This window comes from Streptomyces sp. H27-H5, from assembly GCF_026627505.1.
GTDB lineage: Bacteria > Actinomycetota > Actinomycetes > Streptomycetales > Streptomycetaceae > Streptomyces.
This window is the reverse complement of the sequence record NZ_JAPNLK010000033.1, coordinates 44086-56431: the sequence shown is the minus strand read 5'-3', so window position 1 is coordinate 56431 and position 12346 is coordinate 44086. Positions and strand designations below refer to the sequence as shown.

Sequence of the window (12346 nt, the reverse complement as noted above, 5' to 3'; positions counted from 1 at the left end):
GACGGGCACCGCCCCCGGGCGGGGCGCTCTCGGCCCCGGCATCGGCTCGCGGGCGGCCGCGGTCTCAGACCCAGCCCTCCCTGCGGGATATGCGGATGGCGTCGATGCGGTTGCGCGCGCCGGCCTTGCGCGTGGCGGCGGCCATGTAGTTGCGCACGGTGCCGCTGGCCAGGTGCAGGGCGCTGGCGATCTCGGCGATCGAATCGCCCTCCGCCGCGCGGGCCAGCACGCTCAGTTCGCGGGGACTCAGCGGTACCGGGTCCGCCTCCATGCAGGCGGACGCGAGCGAGGCGTCGACGAAGCGCTCACCGGCCGCGACCCGGCGCACGGCCCGTACCAGGCGGCCCGGCGAGCCGTCCTTGTCCACACACCCCAGCACCGGTGCACGGAACGCCCTCCGCAGCGATCCGGGCGTACCCGCCGAGGCCAGTACCAATATCGGTGAGGACGCGGGGGAGGAGGGGGAGTGCCGATCCCTGCGGCCCATCCCCGCCAGGAGCGGAGCGGCGCCCGGACAGTCGAGGTCGACGACCGTGACGTCCGGCCGTAAGCACTCCGTCTCGCGTACAGCGGCCCGCCAGCCCACGGCGGTGACTTCGAAGGGGCCTTCGGATCTCAGCAGGGCTGCGAGGGCGGATCGGACCAGGCGGACGCTGTGCACGACCAGGACCTTCGTCATAGCGGAACTGCTCCTTCGGTAAGCGACAACGGCATGAAGCGGCTGCCCCCGCACCGGTCTGCTGGAACGTCACTGTGGGGGCGCTCTGGGGTGTTCGAGAACGTTGGCCGAGATGCCTCGGGGATTGCCTTCCGCCTTTGGCGGGGAACGTACTTGAGTGTGGCGCCGCACCGCGTCCGCGCCCGCGTGCCCTCGCGCAAACGTGCCTTCGATTCGAACGGGTTCGATCGGGTCGGCGTGCCGGCGGCCCCGCACCGGCGCATGCTGGTGGTGGCGGTTGGCGGGGGCTGCGGACAGGACGTGCTGATGGGCGTGGACGAGGCGGCCACCGGATCGCGCGGGCGCCGGCTGTTCTCCGGCCGGGACCGCGCCGTCATCGCGGCGGCCTCGCTCTCGATGCTCCTGGTCCAGATGGACTGGTTCGCCCTCAACCTGATGCTGCCGGTGATCGCCCGGGACTTCTCCACGCCCACCACCGACCTCCAGTGGCTGGTCAGCGGCTACATGCTGACCCTCGGGGCCCTGATGATCACCGGCGGTCGGGCCGCCGACGTCCACGGCCGCCGCACCGTCATCGTGTGGGGGCTGACCGGCTTCGCCCTCGTGTCCGTGGTGTGCGCCGCCGCGCAGAACGAGCTCTGGCTGGTCGTCGGACGCGTGGTGCAGGGCGCCACGGCGGCGCTGATCTTCCCCGTCGCCGTCGCGGTCGTCACCGCCCACTTCCGCGACGACCGACAAGGCCGCGCCGTGGGCACGGTGTTGGCCTTCAGCGCGATCGGCACCGCGCTCGGACCGTTCGTGGGCGGGGCCTTCGCCGAGCACGTCAGCTGGCGGGCGGTCTTCCTGCTGAACGTGCCCTTCTGCGCCGTCGCCGCCTTCCTCATGCTGCGCTTCGTCACCGACACCCGCGACGAGGAGGCCGGACACGGACTGGACCTGCCCGGCGCCGTCACCGTGGCCGCCGGTCTCACCGCGATCATGATCGCCGTCGACCAGGGCGGTCGCTGGGGCTGGGCCTCGCCGGCCACCCTCGGCTGTCTGGTCGCGGGAGCCCTGCTGCTCGCCCTCTTCGTGGTGATCGAGCGGCGGACCGCCGAGCCGCTGCTGGACCTGTCCCTGCTGCGCAACGGGCCGTTCGTGACCGTCACCCTGGCCGGCTCCGTGTCGAACATCGTGTACTGCCTGGTGGCGGTCCTGTCCGCGCTGTACCTCCAGCAGGCCCGCGGGCTCTCCCCGCTGGACGCCGGACTGATCTTCCTCGCGCTGTCCGTCGGCGCGGGCGCCGCCAGCTACTGGTCCGGGCACCTCGCCCACCGGTGGCGGCCCGAGACGCTGATGGCCGGCGGTCTGGTCCTGAGCGGCCTTGGCCTCCTGCTGCTGACGTGGACGAACCCGCTCGCCCTCTACACCGCCGTCTTCGCGGTCGTGGGCGTCGGACTGGGGTTCGGCTGGGCCCTGACGAACGTGGCCACCCAGTCGTACGTCCCCGAGAACCGCCTGGCGGCCGCCTCCGGGCTGGTCCTCACCTCGCTGGTCCTGCTCGGCGCCATGGCCGTGGCCGTCGCGACGACGGTGCTGGAGGTCCTCAGCGGATCGGCGGCGCGGGCCGCCTCGGACGGACCGGCCATCGAGGAGGTGCTGCGGGTCGCCGCGCTCCTGTCGCTCCTGGGCGCCGCCGCCCTCCTCCCGCTGATCCGGGCGGGCCGCCGGTCGCCCCCGAGGACGACCGGAACCCTTCCTGCGCCGTGACCGTCACCCTGCCCCCGTCAGAGGCGGCAGGGCGGGACCACGGTCCCCGTCGATCGATCAGGCGTTGACGCAGGTGTTGCCGAACGCCGGGTTGAGCAGGCCGATGACGCTGACGGAGTTGCCGCAGGCGTTGATCGGGATGTGGACGGGCACCTGGATGAGGTTCCCCGACAGGACACCGGGGGAACCGATCGCCGCGCCCTGCGCACCGGCGTCCGCGGAGGCCATCGAGGCTCCACCGATCACGACGGCTCCGGCGGCGAGGGCGAGACCGGCGGTCTTCAGAACACGCGACATGAGAGATCTCTTTCAAAGGTGGTGACGGACCCGCCCCGCGAAGGGGCGTGCCCCGGGGCCCCGTCGGGACCCACGCAAGTGTTTCGTTCCGTACGGCCGGTCCGGCTTGGCCCGGCCCCGGTCATTCCCTCGCACGAGTGACTCCGTGGGCCAAGTGCGTCCCACCACGGGGGAGTCCCCGGACGGGCGCCCGTCCCGTCAGTCCCCGAGATGGACTTCGAGGGCGGTGCGCACGGCCGACTCCAGCGCGCCCTCGATCCACGCCGGCTTGACGGAGGTGTGGCAGCCGGCGAAGTGCAACCCGCCCTCGGCGCGGTGGACGTGCGGGAACAACTCGGTGTGCTGCCCGGGAAGGAGCACCGAGGCCTCGCCGTACGCGTACGGGTCGCGCATCCAGGACTGGGTCGCGCCGACGCCCGTGTAGAACACCTCGATCCGCTGCCCGTACACGTCCTGGAGGCCGGACAGCGCCCTCGGGTACCGCTCGGCGTCGTCGAGGGCGTCCCACTTCAGGGCGTCGTCGGCCCAACTGTAGGAGGCCAGGACCACACCGCCCGCGCTGCCCGGGACCGGGTGCGAGGGCTGGAACATGAAGCGGTTGGGGTTGTCGCTGGTGGAGCCGCCCCCGACGACTCCGGCGGCCTCCGGCTGGTCCCGGGCGACGAGCCTGCAGGCCGCGTAGTGCGCGCGCTGAGCCTGCGTGACACGGCCCTTCGGCGTCGCGGGGTGGGCACCCAACAACGAGCCGTCACCCGGGGTGCGGCCCGTCTGGTAGTCGGCGTGGAGGCCCTTGCGCACGGCCTCCAACTCCCGCTTCCAGTCCGCCTCGGTGAACTCCCACCAGCGGCGGCTGAATTCGAGCAGCACCTTGGTGGCGGCGTCGTAGTGCAGCTCGGTGATCGCGCGCCGCTTGCCGTACGACAGGGCGGGCGTGACGGGGATGTGCCGCAGCCCCGAGAACGGCACGGTGACGATGGCGACGTCGCCGGTGAAGGTCTCCCGCACGACGGGGCGACCGCCGCGCCCCTCGGACACCGTCTCCACCGCGACGGACCTGCCCGCCGCGTCCCGCGCGATGCGGGTGACCCGCCGGTCCAGCCTCACCAGGTCCTTGACCCGTGCGTACATGGCGTCCGCGAGGGTGCCGGTGCCGTCGGGGAGTTCGAAGAAGCGGGTGTCCGGGCTGATCAGGGCGGAGGAGATGAAGGAGTGCAGGAACGTGAGGTGGAGCCGGGAGGTGAGGTTCTCGACCGTGCCGATCAGGTCGACGGTCCGCTCGTCCAGCTTCGCCTCGTCGGTGAGGTAGCGGTACATCGACATGTGGCCGTGGCGCTGGATCACCCGCGCCCAGCCCTCGACGAGTGCGCGCCCCTCCTTGCCGTCGATCTCCTTGCGCACGGGGGCCAGGGCGCCCCGTACGATCTGCGCGGCCGGGACGTTCTCGTACGCGGCGGGGACGCCGAAGGAGCGGTTGACGGCGCGCGGGTCGCGCGCGTAGTCCGCGCGGCGCACCCTGATGCCGTTGACGAGGATCCAGGTACGGGACGCCGGGCGGCCCGCGCGGTCCACGTCGACCAGGTGGAAGGGCCGGCGGTTCAGCCCCAGCGAGTCGATGAGTCCGGTCACCAGCGGGTGGCTGTCGGGGATGCGCATGGCCCCGGCCTCGGCGTACTGCTTCGGGTCGGCGAACGGGGCCGCGGCGCGCTCGTGACCGCCCGCGCGGAAGGTCTTGACGCGGCCGCCGACACGGTTGGCGTTGGCCTCGATGACGGTGACCCGGTGGCCCGCCGCGTTCAGCAAGTGGGCGGCGGTCAGGCCGGCCGGGCCGGCGCCGATCACCAGCACCTTCCTGGGGGCCCTGCGGGACCTGGGCAGACCGGACTTCAACAGGACGTCCGCGTAACGCGGCACCAGCGACTCGTCGTTGTCGTCGCGGACCAGGACGGAACGGGCGACGGCCAGACAGGTGTCCCAGTCCGCCGAAGGGGCCGCGGCGGGCGCGGTGGTGATGGCGGCGGAGGCGGGGGCGGGGGCGACGCCGGCGGCGACCCCGCCGGCCACGGCCAGGGCGCCCGCGCCGGCGAGCAACGAACGCCGGGAGGTCTGGCCCGCGGTACCGGAGGAGGATTCAATGATCATGAAGCCACCCTCGGGGCACCGGCCCGATCCACCCGCGCCGAACGCGCCCGGGAGACGACGAACCACCCGAACGTGATCTTGAGGGCGCGATGCTGACGCCCCCCTGTCGGCTCGCTCAGCGCACCTGGACCCCGACGAGGCAGGTGTCGTCGTCCGTGTCCGACCTGCTGTGGGTCAGCAGGCGATCGAGCCGGCTCTCCAGCGACGGGGACTCCCGCTGCGCGAGGCCCAGGAGTTGGGTCAGGGAATCCATCATGGAGGTGTCCCGGCGTTCCACGAGCCCGTCGGTGTACATCAACACGGTGTCCTCGGCTTCGAGCTGCACCTCCTCCTCCGTGTACTCCGCGTTCGGCACCGCACCGAGCAACAGGCCCTTGGCCAGCGGGAAGGCCGTGGCCCGAGCGCCCCGCACGAGGATGGGCGGCAGGTGTCCCGCGCGCGCCCAACGCAACACCCGCCGGTCCGGATCGAAGATCCCGCACACGGCGGTCGCGGTCAGGTCGCTGGTCAGGTGGTGGGCGACCGCGTTCAGCCAGGTGAGCAACTGGGCTGGCCCGGCGCCGGTCACCGCGAGGCCGCGCAGGGCGTTGCGCAGGACCACCATGCCGGTGGCCGCCTCGATGCCGTGGCCGGCGACGTCGCCGACGCACAGGAGCACCTGCCGGTTCGGCAGGACCACCGAGTCGTACCAGTCCCCGCCGATCAGGGCCTGCGACTCGGCAGGCCGGTACCGCACGCCGATGCGGATCCCCGGCGCGTCGAGCGGCGCGGGCGCGGGCGGCATGATCGCGTGCTGCAACTGCAACGCGAGACGGCTGCGCTCCGCCGACTCGGCCTCTGTGTGGGCCAGTTGGTCCCGGGTGGCGGCCAGAGCCACCTCGGTCCAATGCTGTGCGGAGATGTCCTGGTAGGCGCCCCGTACGGCGAACAGCGAGCCGTCCGCGTCCTGGACGGGCTCCGCGACGATGCGGATGTGCCGGGTCACCCCGTCCGGACGCTGGAGGCGGAAGGCCACGGAGGCCTCGCGCCGGTAGTGCATCAGCGTGCGCAGGAACCGACTGATCGAGGTGATGTCATCGGGGTGCGCGTGACCGGGGAGCGCTTCCAGAGGCACCGGCGAGGCGCCCGCCGGCAGCCCGTACAGCGAGAAGAGCTGCCCGTTCCAGGTGATCTCGCCCGTGGTGAAGTTCTCCTCGAAGCCGCCGATCCGGCCGAGCCGCTGCGCGTGTTGCAGCAGGCCGGCCAGCCGCGCGGTCTCGTCCTCGATCCGCCAGATCAACAGGAGCGCGGCGCCGTGCCGCGTGATGCTGGCGTCGGCCACGCCGGTGAGCGGCACGTCGTCGATGAAGGCGGTCAGCGTCATCCGCCGGGTCTGGAAGGACTCCCCGGTGGCGTAGACCCGTTCCAGCTTCTCGAAGAGTCCGTTGTCCTCGGCCGCCAGGGGGTAGGCCTCCAGGAACGTGGAGCCGCTCACGGCGCTGCGGGGCCGACCGGCGGGGTCGGTGAAACGGTCGTTGGCGTGGTGGACCCGGAAGTCCGTCAGACCGCCCGCGGGGCCGAGGATCGGCGTGAGGACGAGCGCCGGATCGTGCAAGTGGTCGGCGAGAGAGGTCAGTTCGGCCACCGCCGCGTGCGGCGTCCGGCCCGGCACCGAGGGCGTGCCCGCGCCCGTCGGATCCTCCAGCGTGTGGGCGCACAGCTCCGCCAACGCCTCGATCTGCCGGATGATCCGCGGCGGCTGCGGCGCCAGCGGCTGCGGCCAGCACACCTCCAGCACCCCGTGGATGCGGCCGCCCGTCCCCGCCGGTACCGCTATGCGTCCCCCGTGCGGATGCCGGCGGCGCCCGATCGAGGGCATGCCGGAGTCGGACAGACGCGAGACGAAGGCGGGCCCCCGCTCGACGAGCGCGAGACGCGCGCAGGTGGCGACCTCGGGCGGCACGTACCGCCAGCGGAGCGCCTCGTCCTCGGTGAACCCGGCCTGCCCGGCCAGCGTCAGCGAGGAGTCCGCCCCCGCGAGCCAGATGACCACGCCGTGCGCCCCCAGCGGAGCCAACGCGTTCTCCAACAGCGCGGTCGCCACGGCCTGAGCGTCCGAGGCGGACAACAGCCCGCTCTCGGCCGCGCGCAACCGCACCGCCGCCGCACCGTCCGGGCCGTCGCCGTCCGCCTCCGCGCGCTCCAGGAACTCCGCCGCGAGCTCACTGACCCGGTCCCGGGACGCCTCGTTGATGATCTCCACCGAGAGACCGAGCACGGTCGTGCCCGACTGCTCGGCCAGGATCGCCAACTGCCGCGCCGCCTCGGCGGGACCGCACCCCAGTTTGCCGACGAGAACGCCCTTGGCCATCTCGATCAGGGCCCGCCCGTCCGACGCGGACTGCGCCTCGCGCACCTCCCGGCGCAGGCGTTCCACGGTGGCGGCCAGCGGGCCCACGTCGGCGCCGGGATCCGGCCGGCGGGCCGCACCGGGCCCACCGGGCCGGGAGCCGCGGGCAGCGGGAACGGTGACGTCGTCCGCCTCCAGGGATGACATCTCACCCCGCGGTCCGTCTTGGTGCTGAGGGCTTTTCACGGTGAGTCCGGGCTCCTGGGCGAGTACGTGAGGGGCGGCGGGGAGTCAGACACGGGCGCCCCCCGAGACGTCCCGCGGCAGCAGCCAGTGCCGGACGCGGGCCATGAGGTCGTCGGCGTCCACCGGCTTGGTGACGTAGTCGCTGGCCCCCGACGCGAGGCTCTTCTCCCGGTCTCCGGGCATCGCCTTCGCGGTGACCGCGATGATCGGCAGATCGGCGTACGCGGGCATGCGACGGATCTCGGCGGTCGCCGCGTACCCGTCCATCTCGGGCATCATCACGTCCATCAGGATCAGATGGATCCCGGGATGACCGGTCAGGGCGTCGATGGCGGTCCGGCCGTTCTCCGCGTGCACGACCTGGATGCCGTGCAGTTCGAGGATGCCGCTGATCGCGTACAGGTTCCGCGCGTCGTCGTCGACCACCAGGACGGAACGGCCCGCCAGACCGTCGTCGAGGAACGCGGGAACGGCGGCGGGGGGGTCCTGCGAACGCACCAGGGACGGCACGTCCCCGGGCTCCTGGGCGGACAGGTGCAGCGAGATCCGCTCCCGCAGCTCGTCCAGGCTGGCCAGCACCTCCAACGGCTGCGACGCCGTGTGCTCGTGCAGTTCCCGCTGCTGCGCCGCGTCGAGACGACGGTTGTCGTGGGCGAGGACCGGCAGCGACGCCAGCGCCGAGTCCCCGGCCAGGGCCCGCAGGAACCGCAACGCCTCCCCGTCCTGGCCGAGTTCGAGGACCACGCAGTGGAACGGCGTGGCGGCGAGGACCTCCGCCGCCTCCTGGGCGCTCACGGCCGTCACCACCTCGACGGGCTCGTCCGCCGCGAACGGCGAGCGACCCAGCGCGAGGTCGTGGGTGGCACTCTCGGCGACGAGCGTCAGCAGTCCGTTGCTGCGCTCCTCGATCACCAGCAGCCGGCGCGGGCGTCGCTCGGGGCCGGGGCCCGGCGTCCGGCCCCGCTGCTCGCCGACGGTGCTCGCGGTCGGCTCGGCCCGGGGGCCCACCAGGGCGCGGTCGGCGAACTCGGTCCGGGCCACCGGCAGATAGAGGGTGAAGACGGAGCCCTCGCCGGGGTTGCTGAGGGCGGTGACGGCGCCCCCGAGGAGCTGGGCGATCTCCCGGGTGATGGAGAGCCCCAGTCCGGTGCCCCCGTACTTGCGGCTGGTCGTGCCGTCGGCCTGCTGGAACGCCGCGAAGATCGATTCGAGTTGGTGCTCCGCGATGCCGATGCCGGTGTCCTTCACGCGGAAGGCGACCATCGGCCCGCCGTGGCTCAGCCCGGCCGGCAGGTCGGCGACGGCCACGGGTTCGATCCGCAGCTCCACCCGGCCGTGCTCGGTGAACTTCACCGCGTTGGAGAGCAGGTTGCGCAGGATCTGACGCAGCCGCGAGTCGTCGGTGAGCAGGTCCACCGGTACCCCGGTGGCGGTCGTGATCTCGAACTCCAGGCTCTTCTGGCTGGTCAACGGCCGGAAGGTGGCGTCGACGTAGTCGAGGAGCCGCCTGAGCGGGACCCGCTCGGGGTTGATGTCCATCTTTCCGGCCTCGACCTTCGACAGGTCGAGGATGTCGTCGATCAACTGGAGGAGGTCGGAACCGGCCGAGTGGATGATGCCCGCGTACTCGACCTGCTTGGGGGAGAGGTTGCGGCTGGGGTTCTGCGCGAGCAGTTGGGCCAGGATCAGCAGGCTGTTGAGCGGGGTGCGCAGCTCGTGGCTCATGTTGGCCAGGAACTCCGACTTGTACTTCGAGGCCAGCGAGAGCTGCTGCGCGCGGTCCTCCAGCTCCTGACGGGCCTGCTCGATCTCCAGGTTCTTGGTCTCGATGTCGCGGTTCTGGCTGGCGAGGAGGGCCGCCTTCTCCTCCAGTTCGGCGTTGGAGCGCTGGAGTTCGTCCTGCTGTACCTGGAGCTCCTCGGAGCGGGCCTGGAGCTCGCCGGTCAGCCGCTGGGACTCGCCGAGCAGCTCGTCGGTGCGCGCGTTGGCCACGATGGTGCTGACGTTGACCCCCACGGTCTCCATCAGACGGCCCAGGAAGTCGCGGTGGACGGAGGTGAACTCCTTGAACGAGGCGAGCTCGATCACGCCGAGCACCTGGTCCTCCACCACGATGGGCAGCACGATCAGGCAGGCGGGCGCGGACCGGCCGAGGCCCGAGGAGATCAGGTAACCGGCGGGCACGTCCTCGGCGACGATGATGCGGCGGCTGCGGGCGGCCTGACCGACCAGCGTCTCGCCCGGGGTGAGGCGGTCGCTCTCGGACCGGCCCGACGGTCGCCCGTACGAGCCGATGAGGGTGAGCCAGGACTGCCCGTCGGTTTCGTCGGCCAGGTAGAAGGCCCCGTAACTGGCGGCCACCAGCGGGGTCAGCTCGTCCATGACCAGTTCCGCCACGACCGAGAGGTCGCGGTGGCCCTGCATCAGACCGGAGATCCGGGCCAGGTTGGACTTGAGCCAGTCCTGTTCCAGATTGGCGCGGGTCGTCTCGCGCAGCGAGCCGACCATCGAGTTGATGTTGTCCTTGAGTTCGGCCACCTCGCCGGACGCGTCGACCGTGATCGAGCGGGTCAGGTCCCCCTCGGCGACGGCGCTGGCGACCTCCGCGATGGCGCGCACCTGCCGGGTCAGGTTGCCCGCCAGCTCGTTGACGTTCTCCGTCAGCCGCTTCCAGGTGCCCGACACACCCTCCACCTCGGCCTGTCCGCCGAGTCGGCCCTCGCTGCCGACCTCGCGGGCGACGCGGGTGACCTCGGCCGCGAAGGAGGACAGCTGGTCCACCATCGTGTTGATGGTGGTCTTGAGTTCGAGGATCTCGCCCCGGGCGTCCACGTCGATCTTCTTCGACAGGTCGCCGTTGGCGACGGCGGTGGTGACGAGGGCGATGTTGCGGACCTGGCCGGTGAGGTTGTTGGCCATCGAGTTGACGTTGTCGGTGAGGTCCTTCCAGGTTCCCGCCACGTTGGGGACGCGGGCCTGGCCACCGAGCCGGCCCTCCGTGCCCACCTCGCGGGCCACGCGGGTGACCTCGTCGGCGAAGGCCGACAGCGTGTCCACCATCGTGTTGATCACTCCGGCGAGCGCCGCCACCTCGCCCTTGGCCTCGACGGTGATCTTCTGCGAGAGGTCGCCGCGGGCGACCGCGGTGGCCACCTGGGCGATGGAACGGACCTGCCCGGTGAGGTTGGACGCCATGACGTTGACGTTGTCGGTGAGGTCCTTCCAGGTGCCCGAGACGCCCCGGACCGTGGCCTGACCACCCAGGTTGCCCTCGGTGCCGACCTCGCGGGCGACGCGGGTGACCTCGTCGGCGAAGGCGGAGAGCTGGTCGACCATCGTGTTGATGGTCTCCTTCAGCTCCAGGATCTCCCCGCGCGCGTCCACCCGGATCTTCTGCGTCATGTCGCCCCGGGCCACCGCCGTGGTGACTTCGGCGATCGACCTGACCTGCGCGGTGAGGTTGTCGGCCATGAAGTTGACCGAGTCGGTGAGGTCGCGCCAGGTGCCGGAGACGCCCTTGACATCGGCCTGGCCGCCGAGGCGGCCCTCGGTGCCGACCTCGCGGGCGACGCGGGTGACCTCGTCGGCGAAGGCGGAGAGCTGGTCGACCATCGTGTTGATCGTCGTCTTGAGTTCCAGGATCTCGCCGCGCGCGTCGACCCGGATCTTCTGCGACAGGTCGCCCTTGGCGACGGCGGTCGCGACCTGGGCGATGGAGCGCACCTGGGCCGTCAGGTTGCCGGCCATGAAGTTGACCGAGTCGGTGAGGTCGCGCCAGGTGCCGGAGACGCCCTTGACGTCCGCCTGTCCGCCCAGGATCCCCTCGGTGCCCACCTCGCGGGCCATCCTGGTGACCTCGTCGGCGAAGGCGGAGAGTTGGTCGACCATCGTGTTGATGGTGTTCTTGAGTTCCAGGATCTCGCCGCGGGCGTCGACGGCGATCTTCTGGGACAGGTCGCCCTTGGCGACGGCGGTGGTCACCTGGGCGATGTTGCGCACCTGGTCGGTGAGGTTGCCGGCCATGAAGTTGACCGAGTCGGTGAGGTCGCGCCACACGCCCGCCACACCGGGCACCTCGGCCTGGCCGCCGAGCCGGCCCTCGCTGCCGACCTCGCGGGCGACGCGGGTGACCTCGTCGGCGAAGGAGGAGAGCTGGTCGACCATCGTGTTGACGGTGTCCTTGAGCTCCAGGATTTCGCCGCGGGCCGCCACGTCGATCTTCTGGGACAGGTCTCCGCGGGCCACGGCCGTGGCGACCTGCGCGATGTCACGCACCTGGGTGGTGAGGTTGCCGGCCATCGCGTTGACGGAGTCGGTCAGGTCCGCCCAGGTTCCCGACACGCCGGGCACCTCGGCCTGCCCGCCGAGCGTTCCCTCGGTGCCGACCTCGCGCGCGACGCGGGTCACCTCCGAGGTGAAGAGCGAGAGCTGGTCGACCATGCCGTTGAACACGGTCGCGATCTCGCCGAGGAGACCGTCGGCCTCGTCGGGGAGCCGGGTGCCGAAGTCGCCGTCGCGGACGGCCGTCAGGCCGGCCAGGAGCTGACGCAGCTCCGGTTCCCCGACGACTCCCGGCGCGGTGCCCTCCACATTCGAGCGCACGCCTGCCTGCCTGGCCATCTGTCCCCCGCTCAGTTCCGGATTCCCGCGGTGCCGTTGACGGGCGGTGCGGCACTGCTTCGTCCGGCCGCCGGACCCCCACGGGTCCCGGTCGGTCGGCGAACAAGGTGAAGACTATCCGGCGAGGTCCCCGGTCCCGCTTCGTTCTCCGGAGGCCGGCGCGGGGCTCCCGACCACGACATCGACTCCCGCATCGCGCGGACCCGTACTCCGACATGCGGACACCTGCCGAACCAGAACCCGTCAGATCAAGCCAAGACTGACCGAAAATAATCGATGAAGGACCG

At 71.8% G+C, this 12346-nt stretch carries 6 protein-coding genes; 1 reads left to right on the top strand and 5 read right to left on the bottom strand.

Going from position 1 to position 12346, the window contains the following annotated elements; all coding sequences use genetic code 11:
* Window positions 1–64: 64 nt before the first annotated feature.
* Complete coding sequence (locus tag OTB19_RS18225) at window positions 65–679, bottom strand: response regulator transcription factor (protein ID WP_267799328.1); 615 nt, start codon at window positions 677–679, stop codon at window positions 65–67.
* A gap of 159 nt (window positions 680–838) precedes the next feature.
* On the opposite strand from OTB19_RS18225, the gene OTB19_RS18220 reads away from it, so the two are divergent.
* On the top strand, window positions 839–2428 hold the full coding sequence (locus OTB19_RS18220) for an MFS transporter (protein WP_267799348.1): 1590 nt from the start codon (window positions 839–841) through the stop codon (window positions 2426–2428).
* A 57-nt stretch (window positions 2429–2485) separates the two neighbouring features.
* Here the strand turns inward: OTB19_RS18220 and OTB19_RS18215 are convergent, their stop codons facing one another.
* The 4 genes from OTB19_RS18215 to OTB19_RS18200 all read right to left on the bottom strand — a co-directional run bounded on the left by OTB19_RS18215 (window position 2486) and on the right by OTB19_RS18200 (window position 12059).
* Window positions 2486–2725, bottom strand: coding sequence for a chaplin (locus OTB19_RS18215; RefSeq protein WP_267799327.1), 240 nt, complete (start codon window positions 2723–2725; stop codon window positions 2486–2488).
* 198 nt (window positions 2726–2923) lie between these two features.
* Window positions 2924–4864, bottom strand: coding sequence for a flavin monoamine oxidase family protein (locus OTB19_RS18210; protein WP_267799326.1), 1941 nt, complete (start codon window positions 4862–4864; stop codon window positions 2924–2926).
* A 115-nt stretch (window positions 4865–4979) separates the two neighbouring features.
* On the bottom strand, window positions 4980–7400 hold the full coding sequence (locus OTB19_RS18205) for a SpoIIE family protein phosphatase (RefSeq protein WP_267799325.1): 2421 nt from the start codon (window positions 7398–7400) through the stop codon (window positions 4980–4982).
* Between the two features lie 84 nt (window positions 7401–7484).
* Complete coding sequence (locus tag OTB19_RS18200; protein ID WP_267799324.1) at window positions 7485–12059, bottom strand: HAMP domain-containing protein; 4575 nt, start codon at window positions 12057–12059, stop codon at window positions 7485–7487.
* Between the last annotated feature and the right edge of the window lie 287 nt (window positions 12060–12346).